The sequence below is a fragment of the Mucilaginibacter sp. P5_A6 genome (assembly GCF_056400585.1).
On record NZ_JBFUKZ010000004.1, the window covers coordinates 16,062 to 34,043 of the forward strand.

Below are 17,982 nucleotides of genomic sequence, written 5' to 3' on the forward strand. Positions count from 1 at the left end.
TCGCAATGACATTTTTCATTTCGCTACTTCAGGTTAATACTCCCCACTCCGTAACCCACACTCCCATCCATATCAGCACCTTGCACAATAATCGAATAACCTGTGTTACTATCCGATGCGTAAAACGAAACATGCGCTTTACCCGTGGCATCGGTTACCAAATTCGGTTCCCAATGAATGGTGGAGCGTAAATCGGGATACTCTGCTTTATCTTTAACGGTGTAACGTGGTCTATAAAAAAATGCCGGCAAACTAAAAGGCAATGGCCTATATAAATACCGCCCAATGGTATTATTGATAACCGGCCCATTGCCAGAGCGGGTGGTAATTTCCACAATAGCAAAATCCGATGCCTTCCAAACACCTGCGTACTTAGCAACATTCCCAGTTGTTGTCATTACTTCGATTCCCTTTATATCTTCTGCCGAATTTTCTTTCAGATAACTTGCCATTATCTCAGCTCCATTATGTGGGCCTCCCTGTTTAACCAACATAACGCTAATTCCATCAACAAAGAATTTGATCGGTTTGTCATAAACATAATACCAATTCTTTACACCTATAGTCAACGGTGTGTTTACCCCTCCGGTCGTATCAGTTAAAAAATAACTTTTTGTAAGATCTCTATATGCCTTTGAACTGTTGCCTGCTAAAACTAAACTACCTGTTCTAAATCCAGTAACTCTTTCCTGTAACAAATCCAAAAAGGTTTTTTTACCCGCCTTTTCCAACTCCTCCTGATCAATAACTACATCAGCATTACCCGGCCCATTTAAATTATTTGAGCCCTTGATTATTTTTTTCGCACGAATATTTACCTGTTTTAACAAATGTCCTTTTAAACCTGCATCATCCATATTTTTTAACCTGCGCGCGTAATTATTCATATAGTTTAGCAGGATGCTATCAGTTTGACTGGTATATAGCGCGTTACTAAAAACAGGTTTTGCAAAAACCGGCGGTTTAAAATCGTCCACCACGATATTTAAGTTAAACGATTTGCCGTTTTTATTACGTGCCCGTATTACATAGGCAGGTGTATCCAACGGCAAAATATCGGTGAACGTAAACCGGCCCATTGCATCTGTGGTAGTATCCATCATCATCTGCGGTTTTTTGGACAGTAGCAGTATATGCGTGTTGCGGATAGGCTTGTTAAAAATATTGCGCACCCGGCCGCTTATTTTAAAATCTGGTTCGGTATTAAATGCCGGCTTCGCGCCAGGCTTAACTACATTATCCCAATTATAACCAACCCACCCCTGGGTAAGCAACAGGTTATCCAGGTCGTGTTTTCTTTTGGCAGATGAATCTGACTTAAAATAATAACCAGCGTCTTCTACCTCGCCTTTTAAATCGGACGTAAGCAACATATAATTACGGATGTTATTGGCAGTGTCGGCTTTAACTTGTGCTTTATCGGTAACTGCCAATGAGAAATTCCCCTCAACCGGCTGTCCGTTCTGATCAGTAACCTTTACTTCGAGGTTTATGCTATCCCTTTTATTGAATGATGATCTATCGGGTTCGATATCAATATGTAAGGCATCATGATGATCAATAAAAACAATCCGGTCATTCAATGGCCGCAGCATATTATCCAGCAATGTAAACCGTCCCACCCCAGTCGGGAAAGCGCTTTTAGGTACCACAATGCAAAGCAGGCCTGCGGCTACATTTACAGCCGCCGCATAGCAAACAAGCCCCCTGGCCTGTCCCACAATATAGTACTGACTGTTTAAAGGCCGACTGCCCCATGCGGCCGATATGTTCACGATTAGTGAATCCGTACCTGTATCTTCTATGCGTAAAACTGTTCCATAGTCTTTTACCTCAGGCAAGGGATAAGTTTTCAATTGCCCGTTTTTAAACATTACGTTTGCCGTGTACTTTTCGCCGGCTTTGGGTGTTATGTCAAAAGCGCCCATGCCACCGTGGCCGGTTTTTAAAGCAACTATCTTTTGTCGATGCTGATCAAATACATCAGCATTAACTGTGACAGATCGACCATCCTGTCTTATCGCTTTAAAGCTAATATGAGCGGGTAAACCTGCAACTATGTTACCACCCTCGGGCATAAACTGCAGATCGATGTCGTTTTGCAGGGCTGATGTTACCGGTATCATGGTTTCCTGTCCGTCGTTTTCGGCCTTTGGGTCTTTGGCATTTAACACCAATCCATCTTTAACCTCATTTGAATCCAGCGAAAACACCAACTCAGCTATGCCATCAAGGTTCGTTTCCTGGCTTTTGTGATATAACACCTTGGTTCCATTTTTTACAATCAACTCCAATGCTTTTAACCGCAACGGTACCTTGTCCTCTTGGTTAAATTTTAAGATTACATGAGCTTTGCCAGGTTCTTTTTTTAGGTCTATCGCCGAGTTTACCTGCCATTCGTTTACAGCAACGCCGCCTACATAAACATCTTTTTTAAAAATGTAATCCTCGCCAAAGTTGCGCATCCAGTTGGTGTAAGCATTTATACGGTACTTGCCTTTGGTAAACTCTTTGGCATTCAAACCAATATTTCCCCAGCTTAGCCCCGCCGCCACCGGGAACATGAAACGTTTCACCATCACGTTTTTTTCGTTGATAAACTCCATGTAAAACAAGCTATTTAATGAAGAACCCGTTAAGTACGCTGCATTAAACAAATAAGATTTAAACCAGATAGTATCGCCTATGGCATAGTAAGGTTTATCAAAATGGATGTATAGTTTTTCAACAGGTGATGCCTTTTGAGTGGAATCCATCAGGGCGCCGATCTTTTTAATAGATAAAGTCTGCGCACTTTGTGCAAAGCTTTTTTGAGAAGCGTATAAAAAGCACAAACAGCAAAGCGCTGCTTTTAAATACTTTAACTTCATAAGGCTGGTATGGCGAGGTTTATTTTATGAAGTTAGGGTTTTTATTTTAAAACAATCAATAACAGAATAATATTACCAGGCCATTTTTTTCCGGGATAGCATTATTGGAAACGCATGTCGTTTAACTACAATCCTACATCTCACCCACCACTTTTTTACCCTAACTATCAATTCCTTAACACAACTCAACAAAAAATTCCTTAACTTGCCATTTTCTAATTATAATACTTAAGGCCATGACAGAGACGCTGGACATCAAGATCACCAAAACCAATCATTCCCGTTTAGCAGAAACGGATTTTGACAACTTGCCATTCGGAAAAACATTTTCTGACCATATGTTTATGGCGGATTATGCTGATGGTGAATGGAAAAACCTACAGGTCGTTCCCTATGGCGAGATTGGACTTAGCCCGGCAATTTCTGCTTTACACTACGGCCAGGCATTTTTTGAAGGTTTAAAAGCTTACAAACATGCCGATGGTAAAGTAACCATCTTCCGCCCTGATAAAAATGCTATCCGTTTTAACAAATCGGCAGAGAGGCTTTGTATGCCTGCCCTGCCCGAAGAAATATTTTTACAAAGCATGGCCGCCGTTGTCGACCTTGACCGCGAGTGGGTACCATCAAAACCAAACCATGCTTTATACATCCGCCCGTTCATGTTTGCTACAGACCCTTATCTGGGCGTAACACCATCGGCAACTTATAAATACATGGTATTGTGCGGCCCGGTTGGCCCGTATTTTTCAAAAACGCTGCGTGTAAAAATTGAAACCTATTACACCCGCGCTGCCGAAGGCGGTATGGGCTTTGCAAAAGCAGCAGGTAACTACGGAGGCTCGATGCTGCCTGCCCGCAAAGCGGCAGAAGAAGGCTTTGACCAATTGATATGGACAGATGCCAAAGAACATAAATACGTTGAAGAAATGGGTGCTGCAAACGCCATGTTTATGCTGGATGGCAAACTGATAACCGCCGAAGCAAAAGACACCATTTTAGATGGCGTTACCCGCGATACGGTTATTGCATTAGCCAAAGAGTGGGGCATCCCCGTTGAAACCCGCAAGGTTTCTGTTGCCGAAATTATTGAAGGCGCCAAAACCGGCAAACTTACCGATGCATTTGGTGCAGGTACTGCCGCAACCATAGCTTCAGTAGGTTCAATAAGTGTTGATGGCGAAGAGTACTTTTTAAGCGACCCAAAAACGCGTGAGTTTTCGCAAAAAGTATTGGCAACCCTTGATGCTGTAAAATATGGCCGTGAACCAGATACCCATGGATGGAATTACCTGGTAGGTTAATTTTAAATAATCAAGATCTGAATCTTGAGTTCTTTAAGATTCAGATCCTGGTTATATCCCGGTGACTTTATAATTAACAAACCTTCAGACTTCTCAATCTACCGATACAGTCAATCCCTCCTGCTGCAGAATTTTGCGGTAGATCTCCATCTCTGTAAACGAGCCTTCCAATACGGCGCATTTCCCTTCGTTATGTACTTTCCAGGCTATTTTTTCGGCTTGAGGCTCGGAGTAATCAAGATACTTCATCATACAGTAAATCACGTGATCAAACGTGTTAAAATCATCATTCCACAATATAAGGCGACGAACTTCTTTAAGGCCCGTCAGTAATTCTTCGAGGGTAAATGTTTCTTCCTGTGTTTCAGTTGGCATACGTAACCGCAAAATTACTCAAAAACAATAATAAAAGTGTTAAAATCATGTTCAATTGACTTAAAATCCTGCTACAATAGCACGGATAGACAACCCAACACCATAACACATGAAAAAAATCGCCCCGTGCATTATTGTTCCGTTAGCCGCCCTAATATTTACAGTTAGTACAGTTAAAGCTCAAACTGCCAAAAACAGTCAAAACACTTTGCAACCTCCCCCCAATACCATAAATATTGATGGCGACCTGAAAGACTGGGGCGACAGCCTGCGGTATTTTAACGAGGAAAAAAAGTTAAATTATGCTTTGGCCAATGACAAAACCACACTTTACGCGGCCATTCGCATTACCGACAAAATGGACCAGATGCGCACGCTTAATGCGGGCATTACCCTAAGCATTGATCCCAAAGGCAAAAAGAAGGAAAGCTTTTCGCTTACCTTCCCGTTGGCAGAGCCGGGCACCAAACCTGATTTTGGGAAACGCCCCGACGATAATACCGAAGTTACCCAACAAGACCGTGATGAACTGGCACGGGAACGGATAACTAAACTGCGTGATATTAAGGTGGTTGGCTTTAAAGATATTGAGGGCGATATGATCACCACATCAAACACTTACGGTATTAAGGCAGCTATTGATTACGATGCCGATGGAAACCTGATTTATGAAATGGCCATCCCACTGCAGTTTTTTCATGCTAACGATATTACCAAAACCGAGTGGGCATTCAATTTTAAAATAAATGGCATACAACGGCCAAAAGGCGAAGACATGGAAGGTGGTGAACATCAGGGCGGCGGTGGCTTTGGCGGAGGAAGAGGTGGCCGTGGCGGCGGTGGTGGTGGTCATGTTGGAAGAGGCGGTCGCGGTGGTGGTGCTACTGGTGGCGGCAGTGCCGAGGCAGGCCACAATGAGCTATCCAAATCGACTGATTTTTGGGCGAAGTTTTATTTGAATAAAAATTAATTAGTTAAGGCAAACACCCCCGATAGTCCGTTCGGGAAGAAACTTTAATCGCATCATAAAGTGGAATAGTTATTAACACTATTCCACTTTATAAGTAAAAACCTGGTGGCCAATATTCCCATCTATATCAATACCTTCAACAGTTATGCGGTAAGTTCCTTTGGTATCAGCATTAAAGAATGACAAATTGGTATTACCATCCTTATCAGTTACAATATCGGGTTTCCAGTAAATGGTGGTGCGCAGGTCAAGAGTTTGCATATTAGTTTTAGGACCATCGTACTTAGGCGAGTAAAATTCCTTTGCTTTATAAAAGCCGTTTGATGGAAACGTAATTACATCAGGAGTTAGCTGTTTTGTATAACCACTATACTTTCTCCTGGTAAGTATAATCGCATTCCCTAACCCCGTTGCTATATCCTTTCTGCCTGTTGTTCTTAAAATTTCAGCACCTTCAATTTCGTCCAGATTTAAACTTGCAAAATAGTCTTTATTAATAGGGAACCCATCAAGTATAATATTCATAATCCCTCCTCTTGTTGAATAAGGCACACCATTTTTAAAAATCACCCCTACTGCCCTTGACGACAGGTATTGACCAATTGTTCCGATAGCGTTCTTAGGCACCCTGATGGTTTGATCGGGAATAATGTTACCGCTTAAAGGCGCTTTAACCTCTCTGATTGATACTTCTTTTAGCAGGATGGTCCGCTTATCTAAACTTACCTTAAGCCGCTGCCTCATCTGTTTCTGGTACGGTGTAAGAGCTGTAGTGTCGCTTAACGGTGTATCGAAACTGTCATTATTCTTCCTGGCTTTAAATGGAGCAATAGTATCCAATGTAATCACCAGGTTTTTTCCGTTGGTTGGCGTACGTCCCTGAATTAAATACCTTATAGTGGTATCCTGATCGGTAACCAATCTTTTAAAAGTAAACTTCCCGCTTTCATTAGCCAGCGTATCCAATCTAAACCAGCCGCCTTTGATGCTATATAACATCATCTTGCTGTTTGGTATAGGTTTACCGTCGGGCTTTTGTACGTATCCCGATACAGTAAGTGAAGTTTCGGGTTCAAATGTTAATGCCGGATATGTTCCGCCTGTAACCTGTTTCCATTCAAATCGGTGATAACCCTGTGTAAGCATCAGTAAGTCAAGGTCGGCTTTTGTTTTATCGCTTACATTTGTAAAATAATAATCAGGCTGTTCAATATAGCCTTTTACATCAGACGTGAGCAACAGGTTACTTAATATAGAGTTTTTTTCGGATGTTCCGCTTATATCCATCAAATCCTCATTGACAACCGCAGCCGAAAAACTACCCACAACCGCTTTATTATCTTTATCAGTTCCTTTTATGGCGATACTTACCTTTTGCCTGGTGGCATAAACGTCTTTTGCTGATATTATATTAAGCTTAAGCTGATCATAATGCTGGATAAAAGCAATACGCTCGTTAAGAGGTTCGCCATTATCTGCAAATAGTGTAAATTGTACTATACCGGTAGGAAAACGCTTTTTGTCTATCCTGGTAGTAAAGCTTTGAGCCAGTAATTTAAAACCGGCGGTGTAATAAACTTTAGCACCCGATTGAGCCAACAGATAATACCTTGCACCCTTTTTTGTATCAAATAGCTTAGCGGAAGCCGCCACCCTGATACTTATACTATCCGACTGGCTGCTATTAACAGCAATGGCAAAACCTTCATCCTGTGCTTTTGGCAAGCTTGCGGTAAACTGTTTTCCACCCTTACGGGTTATTTTGGCTTTATAGCTTTTACCAGCTTGTGGTATTACAGCAAATACCCCCATGCCAGAATGTTGTGTGCTAAAAATGGCTACTTCGTTGCCATCATTATCAATCACGGAGCCATTAACATCCTCGCCCAGGCCCTGGTTAGCTACGGCTTTTACGGCTACCTTGTTTCTTAAGCCGTTTATGAGCAATCCTCCTTCCGGAAAAAACTGTACATCGAGGTCTCCGGTAACTTTTTGCTTTTTTTGACCGGCAAGAGTTGATGTTTCCTGCACACTGATTAGCTGATCGAAGAAATACTCGGGACCAAAATTGCGCATCCAGTTGGTATAGGCACGTATTTGATAAATGCCTGGCTTAATTAAAACCGGTAAAGCAAAATCGCCCCAGCCAATGCCACTACTCAGGGGCAGGGCTATCCTGCTTATTACAGTATCTATTTCGTTAAGTAATTCTACATGGAGTACATTACTTATTGCCGACAAGCCATGATTTTCACCTGCTACTACATAAGCCTTAAACCATATAGTATCGCCCGGCATATAGCCTGTTTTATCCAGGTGCAGGTACACTTTTTCTACCGGGTTTGCTAACGAATACTTTTCAAGGGAGTTTATAGTGCGAGTTAAGAAAGCGCTATCAGTTTGACCAAAACTATTAAAAGCAATAAATAAAAGGCTTGTTAAAATACAAGTAAAAATAAATTTCATATAAGTTGATACCAAAGCAATAATTGGGATAATATATGCAATTAATAAAATATTATCAAGCCATGTTATTCAACCTTATAAGTATACACCTGGCGGCCCAGGTTACCATCAATATCTATCCCTTCAATTAAAACCCTATGGGTTCCTTTACCATCGGCATTAAAGAATGATAGGGTAGCATTACCATCCTTATCAGTTACGATATTTGATTTCCAGTATATGGTTGAACGCAGGTCCTGCATTTGTGTATTTGTTTTAGGGTCATCGTATTGCGGCGAATAAAATTCCCGTGCTTTATAATACCCTTTTGGCGCATAAGTAACCACACCCGGCGCATACCTGTTGTAATCATTGCCATCCCCTCCGCGCCTGGTGGTAATTACCAATACCCCACCATTTCCCCTGAAACCATAGATAACAAGATTACCAATTGTGCGTAAAACTTCAACACTCGCTACATCGTTTGTATTTAAATTATTTAAATAATCGCCCTCTACCGGTATACCATCAACCATTACGGTCATTGGCTGACTTTGGTTACGGGTTGAATAAGGCACCCCGTTTCTAAAGATCACGCCAAATATTTTCATTTGCAAAGCGCTGGTAAAATGCCCGCCAAAATTTTGCAGATCCTTATAGGTAATAACCTGGTCGGCATTACCAGGGCCATTTAAATTACTGGAGTTTTTCAACAGTTCGTTCTTAATTTTCACATCCCGTACAACCACTTCTTTTAACAGGATGGTATGGTTGCCAATGCCGTATTTAATATCTTCACTGTACCTGTTTTTACTATTTTTTAGATATGCCGAAAGTCCATCACTTATATTCACCTGTATATCAGCAGCATTTTTATTTTTCCCCGGGACTTGCGGGGCAATTTTATCCAATTCAATCTCGATGTTTTTACGATCCTTGGCCGTACGGGCCTGTATAACAAACCTGATGCTATCCCTGAAAACGAGGTTTTTAAAAACAAAATTGCCTTTGGCATCGGCTACTGTATCTATTATAAAAACACCGCCCGATGTGGTGAACAATGTAATTTTACCGCCGGCAACAGGCTTGCCGCCTAAGGTTTTTAAATGCCCGGATACCTGTAACGTTTTTTCGGGCTGAAAAACTATAGGTTCAAAGTTATCGTTCAACAGCTTTTTCCATTCAAAACGGCGATACCCCTGGGTTAACATCAGCACATCCAGATCGGCCCGGGTTGTTGCATTTACATTATGAAAATAATAACCCGGCTTTTCGATATAACCTTTCAAATCGGATGTAAGTAATATGTTGGAGAAAATACTTTCCTCTGCAGTTTCATCCACAGCAACCTTCGACAGATCAATGACCGATGCCGAAAAACTGGCGCTTGCAGGATTACCCTGGTTATTTTTAGCGTTAAGACTGATGTCTATCTTTTCGCGGGGAGCATATGTTTGCTTACCAGATGATACCGACAATTTAAGCTCATCATTATTCTTCACAAATACCAGGCGCTCATTTAAAGGTTCGCCTTGTTTAGAAAATAGGGTAAACTGTACAATACCCGACGGAAACTTACTTTTAGGCACAACGGTACTAAAGGTTTCACCACCGTCGGCACTATTAGCTGCATAAAATATTTCGCCACCGCTTTGCGCTACCAGCATAAGGCCGCCGGTTGGGGTTGCACTGGTCAGCAGATCTTTACCTGGTAGTATTTTTATAGCAATATCATTGTCGCCCGAATTATCAATACCCAAAACGTAGCCATTATCTATTGCCCGTGGTAAATCAAATACCCCTTCAGAACCATCGGCATAGGTAACATGGGCTTTATAGGTTTTGCCGCTAAACGGAATCAGCTTAAAAACTCCCATACCCAAATGTGTACTGTTAAATGCAGCAACCTGCTGATTTTGATCGTCAACTACGGTCCCCCTTACATCAACACCTAAACCATCGGCACCTACAGCCTTAAAAGCAACTTTTGAGTTTATGCCGTTAACCAGGTTACCACTTTCTGGAAAAAACTGTATATCAACTTTATTTGAAACCGCTTTTACCGCCACCACTTTCTCAACTGCTTTTTTATCGAGTTTTATAACGGTTATAACATGCCCGGTGGCAGCCGTATTTCTTGTTGTATTGATAAAAGCGGCATCAAGATTACCTTTATCGTCGGTAATGCCTTTGCTTTTATAAACAATTTTCCCGTTTAACTCTACCCGATAAGTTACCTCTTTAGCTTTATAAGGTTCGCCGTTTATATCGGCATAGTTAATAAGCGCGTTTACTTTCTGCTTGCCGTTTTGAACGCTGTAAGTAAATGCGGTTTTTGTGAAAACGGCATTATTAATACTATTAACAACGGTGAAGGTTTTATCAAAAAAATAGGCTTCGCTTTCATTACGCATCCAATTGGTATAGGCCCGTACCCGGTAAGTGCCTTCTTTCATCGAGTCGGCAAGGGCAAAGTCACCGCTGGCTAACCCGCTTAATAATGGCAGCTTGATGCTGCGTTTTACCGAATCGTTTTCATCTATCAGATCAACATTCAGTATTTCGCTAAGGGCCGATAGCTGGTGCTTGCCACCAATGGTTACATAGGCTTTAAACCAAATATCGTCGCCTATGGCGTAGCTGGGTTTATCAAACTGCAGGTAAACTTTTTCCTGCGGATGATTGTCCCGCCATTTATAAAGCTGATCCACCAGTTTTTGCAGCAGATCATCGCCCGGGCCGGCAAAGCCCATAATAGCCGTAATAACAACGGCCATTAATAAACCGATAGATAATTGTTTGTTTTTCATTTAGGTAAATAAGATTCAATCTACGGAAAATATTATAATAATTTTATAACAAGTGTGTTACGGGTGTAGTGCCGGAAATTTTGAGTATTGAAAACTTATAGAAGAATAAGGTTTGTTTTTCATAATAGGTTAGGCACTAAGTTACGCGTTCGACTGTAAACTTATGCAAAGGTTTAATGGAACGAAAAATTAATTTCCATCAATCAAAAAACTCAAACGCAAAACTTATGACCTGCTTAAAATTTATTCTTCCACATCATGCTTTCAACCGGCCGGGTGGTAGGGTTGTTGTATTTGGCGTTGCTTTTGGTGTTATACAGGGTTTCAATATCGCCTTCAACAACAAAATAAATCAGCTGACCGATAGGCATGCCAGCGTAAATACGTACAGGTTGCGCACATGAAATTTCCAATGTCCAGGTATTGCAAAAGCCAACGTCGCCTTTACCGGCTGTGGCATGTATATCAATCCCCAGGCGGCCGGTGCTCGATTTACCTTCCAAAAAAGGCACATGCTTATAGGTTTCGGTATACTCTACTGTTACGCCCAGGTAAAGGGTATTGGGCTGCAAAACAAAACCTTCTTTTGGTATTTCAAAACTATCTATCTCGTTATGCTTTTTAGCATCAAGCACCCTATCGCGATAGGTGGCCAAATGTTTACCCAAATGCACATCGTATGAGTTGGTGCCAAGGCATTCGCGCTGAAAGGGTTCAATAATAATGGTTCCTTTTTCTATTTCTTCGAGAATGCGCTTATCAGATAATATCATAGCCTGCTTTTGGAAGGGCCTAAATTATAAAAATTAAAATAAAGGCGATGGCTATTATTTAAACATTGTAAAAATCAGCAGAAGCATAAAAAAACAGTAAATATCACACTAAAAATCAATAACTTATGATTATGATACAGCAATTATTATAATTAAAATTATTTCACATAAGTTTGCATCCAATTTTGCAATTTTACTTTTATGGCAATAGCATACAGGCAGCGCATTGATGATGATACTGAGTTTGCACTCTGGAAAATTGAGGAGGAAGCTAATGACCTGTATAGGCAATTACAACTGGACGAGAACGAAAAAGCCTACGTTGAAAAATTGGGCAAAAGCAAACGTCACCTGCACTGGCTGGGCACACGTGTATTACTACGCAAAATGCTGCGTACTGATGAGTATATTGACTGTAAGATCGATTCGCATGGTAAACCTTACCTGGTAAACCTCCCCTATCATATCTCGCTAAGCCACTCCTTTGATTATGCTGCAGTAATGATCAGTAAAACGCATAAGGTAGGCATAGATATTGAACAGATACAACAAAAAGTAGAGCGCATTGCCGGTAAATTTATGCAGCCCAAAGAACTTGCTTTTATCAGTGATAATAAAAAAATTGAGCAGTTGTATGTTTGCTGGTGCGCCAAGGAAGCCATTTACAAATGCAACGGGCAAAAAGAAGTTTCTTTTGCCAATAATATTTTTTTAGAACCTTTCAACTTTGAACATCACGGTGTGTTGAATGCTAATTTGCATAAAAAGAACCTTAATATTGATTATACGGTAGGTTACCTGCAATATGAGAATTATATGATTGGTTATGTAAAAGGGGATATGTGATGAAAAACAAGAAAGTTTTTTTCCAGGATTGGGGATTGATAGATTACCAGCAGGCCTGGGACAGGCAGGAGGACCTGTTCTCGACAACGGTAAAAACCAAACTTGATAACCGTAACAACGAGATTGCTTATACCCAAGCAGCCAAAAGCCTGGTTCCTGCAGATGCTTATGAACCCTTTGCTGCCGCGGAAACCTTTAACTACCTTGTATTTTGCGAACATCCGCATGTGTACACTTTAGGTAAAAGTGGTAAAGCCGAGCATTTATTGTTAGATGAAGAGGGGCTGAAAAAAAAACAGGCCGTTTATTATACCATTAACCGTGGCGGTGATATTACCTATCATGGGCCCGGGCAGATTGTATCGTACCCAATATTGGATCTTGATAATTTTTTCACCGATATTCATCTGTATTTGCGTATGCTGGAAGAAGCGGTGATACTTACCCTTGCCGATTATGGTTTGCAGGCTGGGCGTTACCCCGGCTACACCGGCGTTTGGTTTGATGCCGATAACGAAAACGCACGTAAAATTTGTGCTATGGGTGTGCGCTGCAGCCGCTGGGTAACCATGCACGGACTGGCATTTAATGTAAATACCAATCTTGATTACTTTAAAAACATAGTACCCTGTGGTATTGATGATAAGGCTGTAACCTCTATGCAGCAGGAGCTTGGCCACCCGGTTGACATTAATGAAGTTAAAAAAATCCTAAAGCATCATATTTCCGTATTGTTTGATATGGAGATGATGTAATGAAAGCACTATTTTTAATTTTATTTTCGATAGGTACGCTATCCGCGTGCGTTAAAAAGACTGATTTAATGCCGAATAACACAAATAATCCTACTCCACCAACGGCTGTGCCCCCGGTAACTGTAACCGATACTTTAAGCTACCTTGCTTTGGGCGATTCATATACCATTGGGCAATCGGTTACGGCACAAGAGTCGTTCCCTTACCAGCTTGCTGCTCAGTTATCAAGGCTTAAGATCTCCGAACCGTATATTATAGCCCGCACCGGTTGGATAACCGACCAACTGATAGCGGCGATAGATGCCAGCCCGATAAAAGCAAAAACCTACGATTTTGTAACCCTGCTTATTGGTGTTAACGATCAGTACGGAGGTTATAGCCAGGCTAACTACCGGGTTAAATTTGTGCAGGTTTTAAATACAGCCATTAAGTTTGCAAAGAGTAATAAAAAACATGTGTTTGTACTCTCCATTCCTGATTATGGCGTTACACCCTTTGCTCATGGCAATGAAGGCAAAATTGGGCCCGAAATAGACCAGTTTAACGCTATCAACCTGGAAGAAAGCACCAAAGCAGGGGTTAATTATATTGATATTACCCCCATATCCAAAGTAGCCGCTTTTGACCTTACCCTGCTGGCCAATGACGGCCTGCACCCATCGGCCAAAATGTATAACCTGTGGGTTCAAAAGCTTGTGCCTGAAATATTAATGCAGTTTACCAAGTAAATAAATTTGGAATTAAACGACAAGTGTCGTAAATTTATTGACAATTAGCGTTGATAATATATGAAAGAGCCAAAGCCATATAAATTTTTAGATGAGGACGAGGTTAACTTAACCAACATGGTTAGGGAAGGCGTATCATTTTACTACTTTAACAAACTATCCGATCATATCCATTTTGATACTGAAGATTGGGCCGGTTATTTACACTTGTCTGAACGCACTTTACAACGCTACAAAAAAGAAAAAAAATCCTTCGATCCCATCTATTCAGAAAAGATCATACTTATTGAGTTGCTTTATAAAAAAGGCATCGAGGTTTTTGGCAATGAGGAGAAATTTTTTACCTGGATGGATTATACAAGCATCCCACTTGGCAGCGTAAAGCCCAAAGAGTTATTGGATACCTCATTCGGTATCGGCATGGTGCGCGACGAATTGGGCCGAATAGAACATGGCATATTTGCATGATACTTTACCGCCTAAGCAAAAAAACATACATTAATGATTTATCCGGGCGCGGCGCCGAAATAAACGGCGGCCGCTGGAACAGCAAAGGCACACCCGTTATTTACACCGCGTCCTCACGCGCATTAGCTGTTTTAGAAGTTGCCGTACATACCCCGCTTGGCATTATACCCACCGATTATTTTATGGCAACCATACAGCTAAAGAATAACAGCAAAATCCAAACGGTTGATATAGATAACCTGGATACCAATTGGAACAGCAATCCGCTTGTAAAAGCCACCCAATTTATAGGCGACAGGTTTGTAAATGCTAACAAACACCTGGCACTGCAAGTTCCATCAGCAACTGTACCGGGCGATTTCAACTACCTGCTAAACCCTGCCCATCCCGATTTTAAATCGGTAAAGATCATCAAAACAGAAGCTTTTGAGTTTGATAGCCGCCTATTTAAGAAACAGGCCATTTAAAACTAACCTGCACATTGAAATCTGCACATCTACCCTAACACTCCGGCAAGCTGATAGGTATATTGATAGCCAGTCCTCCGTCTGATGTTTCTTTATATTTCGAATTCATATCCAGCGCGGTTTGCCACATGGTTTTAACCACGGCATCCAGGCTTACTTTAGCTTTTTCCGGGTTACTCTGCAAAGCCAGTTGCGATGCAGTGATGGCTTTTATAGCGCCCATTGTATTGCGTTCGATGCAGGGGATTTGTACCAGGCCGCCAATGGGGTCGCAGGTGAGGCCAAGATGATGCTCCATAGCTATTTCGGCAGCCATTAATACCTGCCTTTGAGTGCCTCCAAGGCATTCGGTTAGAGCAGCAGCAGCCATTGCTGATGACACGCCTATCTCGGCCTGGCAACCACCCATGGCAGCTGATATGGTAGCTCCTTTTTTAAAGATGCTGCCTATCTCTGAGGCCGTAAGTAAAAACTGAATAACCTGATCATCGGTATTACCCTCACAAAAAACAATAAAATATTGCAGTACAGCAGGAATCACACCGGCAGCGCCATTGGTTGGCGCGGTTACTACCCTACCAAAAGAGGCATTTTCCTCATTCACAGCCAGCGCGAAACAACTCACCCAATCCAGTATATTTTTAAAGCTCCCACCCGTTTTCCGGATAGCAGCAACCCATTCCTCATAATTTGAATAAGTATTTCTACCTATTAGTTTACTGTTCAATTTAAAAGCGCGCCGGGCTACGTTTAACCCCCCGGGTAACTGGCCCGTAGTATGGCAGCCACGGTACATACATTCCTTTAAGGCTTTGTATATATTTAACACGCCGTTACGCGTCTCCTGTTCGCTACGCCAGGCCAGCTCGTTCTCCGTCACCACTTCCGAAATCCTGAGGCCGGTTTTCATGCACCAGTGCAGCAGGTCGGCAGCAGTATCAATAGGGAATGGCAGGTCAACCTCCTGTTTGGATTGTGCCGATGCACCCTCCTTTACCACAAAGCCCCCGCCTATGGAATAATAGGTTTCTGATATCGCCTTACCATTACTTAAAAACGCCTGGAAGGTTACCGCGTTGGGGTGAAACGGCAAGCTTTCATTAAACAAAAAAAGCAGGTCATCGGCCACAGAAAAAACAATCGGTTTTACCCCTCCCAGTATCAATTGATGGGATAGGGTTATATGATCAATTTTGGGCGTAATCTGGTCTACCTCAAAAGTTACCGGATCATCGCCACTAAGGCCCAACAGGAGGGCAATATCGGTACCGTGCCCTCTGCCTGTTTTGGCAAGGGAGCCGTAAAGCAGGATCTTTACCTGTTGAACCAAATCCAACACCGTATGCTGTTCAAGCGATTGCACAAATTGCTGGGCGGCACGCCATGGGCCAAGCGTATGCGAACTTGACGGCCCTATGCCTATTTTAAACATATCAAATACAGAAATTTGCTCTCTTTGCATCAGATCAAAATTAAAAATAATAAACCATTGAAGCTTTGTAATAAATATGATAAGTTATATGACTTTTATTTAAAAAATTTATACTTTGCAATAAGCAAAAACATAAATAAACTATTTAACTAAACCTTCAAAAAAAAATGGAAAACTATCCTTCTACAGCACCAGCGTTTGGCGTTGGCTTCTATTTGTTCATTGTTGCTATATTGCTTATCGCAATAGCTGGAATGTGGAAAGTATTTACAAAAGCCGGAAAACCGGGATGGGCTGCAATAATTCCTATATACAATTATATTGTGCTATGCGAAATTGTTGGCAAGCCAGTCTGGTGGTTCCTTCTTATGCTCTTCCCTTGCACCTCGTTTATATTTTTAATATGGGTTTACAACCTGTTAGCTAAAAGTTTTGGAAAAAGTGAGGGCTTTACCATTGGTTTAGTCATTTTAGGCCCTATATTCTGGCCTATTTTAGGTTTTGGCGATTCAGTATATCTAGGCCCGTCAGCAAAAGAAGCAAATATGAACAACCGTTTCGGTTCTGGCGATTACCAAAAACCATTTGATCCACAGGCATAATTATGCATTGTTATACTATATTATGCAGCCATTTCATGTTTATTGAATGGCTGCATAATCATTTAATACCCTGTCCGTTTAAAAAGTTTACCGGTATTGATTGCCCCGGTTGTGGCTTTCAGCGCTCTGTCATCGCCCTGCTAAAAGGTAACCTGCATGAAAGTTTGACGCTATATCCCGCTACCATTCCACTAATTATTACGATCCTATTTGTAGTACTGAGAAACAGGCTTAATTTTGATAAAAAGCAGTTTGTTACCAAAACATTGTATTTGATAACCGGGAATATTATGTTGGTAGCTTACATCTATAAAATGTATACCTTGTACGGCAATTAAACGCCCTGCCTTGAAACTATATAGCTATAGTCTTTAACAACGGTTTGTAAAAAATCGTACTCGTTCATCCCGGCAGGGAGCTCGATTCCTAAATGATTTTTTACCTGTACTGCCATGTTATAAACCAGGCTGCTGTTACCGGTTGCTTTAAAATTGGTTATCACCTCGTATATGAGGGTCATGTCCGAGTCTTTCAGCTCGCTAACGCCGCTAAACACAGGCTCATACTCCTCTTCGTCCTGATAATTAAAAAACAATTCGTTTAGGTTTGTTTTGGGTGTGGTTTTAACCACTGTGGTACCCGCCACCATGTCGCCAATCCTTTGTTTTTTTTCGGATACGGCTACAGATATTACCGCCCCTATCCCGGCTGTTAATAAAAAATCAACCAGCCTGAATACCCATCGCAATAAAAACTGCCCTAATGTAGGCCGGGCACCGTTAATATTTACCACACGTATTTTTAAAGCATATTTACCAATGCTTTGGCCGTTAAAAAACACTTCGGCAACCAGGTCGTAAAATACGCTGATAAGGCCATAGATAACGCCGAGTACTATCAATATAACCGGCACACTTTTACCATCGAGCGAGGACATTGAGCCTATAAAAAAGGCTATAACTATGATATACAAAACGTAAAACAAGCCCATAAACACACCTGTATCTACTATCCTGGCCAGTATTCTATCGCCCAGACCGGCTACTTCATAATCGATATCAATATTTTGCGAGGTGCGTATTTTTACTGTTTGCATGTATAACAAATATAAATTAACTATTTGATGTGTTTATATAC

At 41.4% G+C, this 17,982-nt stretch carries 16 protein-coding genes; 9 read left to right on the plus strand and 7 right to left on the minus strand.

Going from position 1 to position 17,982, the window contains the following annotated elements; genetic code table 11:
* Positions 1-23 precede the first annotated feature (23 nt).
* Entirely contained in the window at positions 24-2,870 is a 2,847-nt protein-coding gene (locus AC1DO4_RS05690; RefSeq protein ID WP_477413736.1) for a carboxypeptidase-like regulatory domain-containing protein, read from the minus strand.
* A gap of 236 nt (positions 2,871-3,106) precedes the next feature.
* Here AC1DO4_RS05690 and AC1DO4_RS05695 point away from each other — a divergent pair, with 236 nt between their 5' ends.
* Positions 3,107-4,174 carry a branched-chain amino acid aminotransferase gene (locus AC1DO4_RS05695; RefSeq protein ID WP_477413738.1) on the plus strand — a complete coding sequence of 356 codons (1,068 nt, stop codon included), beginning with the start codon at positions 3,107-3,109 and terminating at the stop codon, positions 4,172-4,174.
* Positions 4,175-4,267: 93 nt separating this feature from the next.
* On the opposite strand, the gene AC1DO4_RS05700 is transcribed toward AC1DO4_RS05695, so the two are convergent.
* Positions 4,268-4,549: an ATP-dependent Clp protease adaptor ClpS gene (locus AC1DO4_RS05700; protein ID WP_477405396.1), complete on the minus strand. Its 282-nt coding sequence runs from the start codon at positions 4,547-4,549 to the stop codon at positions 4,268-4,270.
* Between the two features lie 109 nt (positions 4,550-4,658).
* On the opposite strand from AC1DO4_RS05700, the gene AC1DO4_RS05705 reads away from it, so the two are divergent.
* Entirely contained in the window at positions 4,659-5,519 is an 861-nt protein-coding gene (locus AC1DO4_RS05705) for a hypothetical protein (RefSeq protein WP_477413740.1), read from the plus strand.
* A 78-nt stretch (positions 5,520-5,597) separates the two neighbouring features.
* Here the strand turns inward: AC1DO4_RS05705 and AC1DO4_RS05710 are convergent, their stop codons facing one another.
* From AC1DO4_RS05710 to dcd, 3 genes are all read right to left on the minus strand, one after another.
* The gene (locus AC1DO4_RS05710) at positions 5,598-7,985 is read right to left on the minus strand and encodes a TonB-dependent receptor (protein ID WP_477413742.1); all 2,388 of its coding nucleotides are present in this window, start codon (positions 7,983-7,985) and stop codon (positions 5,598-5,600) included.
* Positions 7,986-8,050: 65 nt separating this feature from the next.
* Complete coding sequence (locus tag AC1DO4_RS05715) at positions 8,051-10,774, minus strand: TonB-dependent receptor plug domain-containing protein (RefSeq protein WP_477413744.1); 2,724 nt, start codon at positions 10,772-10,774, stop codon at positions 8,051-8,053.
* Positions 10,775-11,010: 236 nt separating this feature from the next.
* On the minus strand, positions 11,011-11,547 hold the full coding sequence (gene dcd / locus AC1DO4_RS05720; RefSeq protein WP_477405402.1) for a dCTP deaminase: 537 nt from the start codon (positions 11,545-11,547) through the stop codon (positions 11,011-11,013).
* 201 nt (positions 11,548-11,748) lie between these two features.
* Here dcd and AC1DO4_RS05725 point away from each other — a divergent pair, with 201 nt between their 5' ends.
* The 5 genes from AC1DO4_RS05725 (at position 11,749) to AC1DO4_RS05745 (ending at position 14,811) form a co-directional block, all read left to right on the plus strand.
* Entirely contained in the window at positions 11,749-12,393 is a 645-nt protein-coding gene (locus tag AC1DO4_RS05725; RefSeq protein WP_477405404.1) for a 4'-phosphopantetheinyl transferase family protein, read from the plus strand.
* A complete protein-coding gene (gene lipB, locus AC1DO4_RS05730; protein ID WP_477413746.1) occupies positions 12,393-13,148 on the plus strand; it encodes a lipoyl(octanoyl) transferase LipB in 756 nt (251 codons plus the stop codon). The genes AC1DO4_RS05725 and lipB overlap by 1 nt, the downstream gene beginning before the upstream one ends.
* Before the next feature lie 68 nt (positions 13,149-13,216).
* Positions 13,217-13,876, plus strand: a complete 660-nt coding sequence (locus AC1DO4_RS05735) for an SGNH/GDSL hydrolase family protein (protein WP_477413748.1) — start codon at positions 13,217-13,219, stop codon at positions 13,874-13,876.
* A gap of 60 nt (positions 13,877-13,936) precedes the next feature.
* Positions 13,937-14,344 carry a type II RES/Xre toxin-antitoxin system antitoxin gene (gene parS, locus AC1DO4_RS05740; RefSeq protein ID WP_477413750.1) on the plus strand — a complete coding sequence of 136 codons (408 nt, stop codon included), beginning with the start codon at positions 13,937-13,939 and terminating at the stop codon, positions 14,342-14,344.
* Positions 14,341-14,811: an RES family NAD+ phosphorylase gene (locus tag AC1DO4_RS05745; RefSeq protein ID WP_477413752.1), complete on the plus strand. Its 471-nt coding sequence runs from the start codon at positions 14,341-14,343 to the stop codon at positions 14,809-14,811. The genes parS and AC1DO4_RS05745 overlap by 4 nt, the downstream gene beginning before the upstream one ends.
* A 34-nt stretch (positions 14,812-14,845) precedes the next feature.
* Here the strand turns inward: AC1DO4_RS05745 and AC1DO4_RS05750 are convergent, their stop codons facing one another.
* Positions 14,846-16,273, minus strand: coding sequence for an L-serine ammonia-lyase (locus AC1DO4_RS05750; RefSeq protein WP_477413754.1), 1,428 nt, complete (start codon positions 16,271-16,273; stop codon positions 14,846-14,848).
* 137 nt (positions 16,274-16,410) lie between these two features.
* Between AC1DO4_RS05750 and AC1DO4_RS05755 the strand changes: the two genes are divergently transcribed.
* Positions 16,411-16,845, plus strand: coding sequence for a DUF5684 domain-containing protein (locus AC1DO4_RS05755; RefSeq protein WP_477413756.1), 435 nt, complete (start codon positions 16,411-16,413; stop codon positions 16,843-16,845).
* Between the two features lie 35 nt (positions 16,846-16,880).
* Positions 16,881-17,183: a DUF2752 domain-containing protein gene (locus AC1DO4_RS05760; protein WP_477413758.1), complete on the plus strand. Its 303-nt coding sequence runs from the start codon at positions 16,881-16,883 to the stop codon at positions 17,181-17,183.
* Here AC1DO4_RS05760 and AC1DO4_RS05765 read toward each other — a convergent pair.
* Positions 17,180-17,941: an RDD family protein gene (locus tag AC1DO4_RS05765; protein ID WP_477413760.1), complete on the minus strand. Its 762-nt coding sequence runs from the start codon at positions 17,939-17,941 to the stop codon at positions 17,180-17,182. The two genes, AC1DO4_RS05760 and AC1DO4_RS05765, sit on opposite strands and share 4 nt — an antisense overlap.
* Positions 17,942-17,982: the final 41 nt, after the last annotated feature.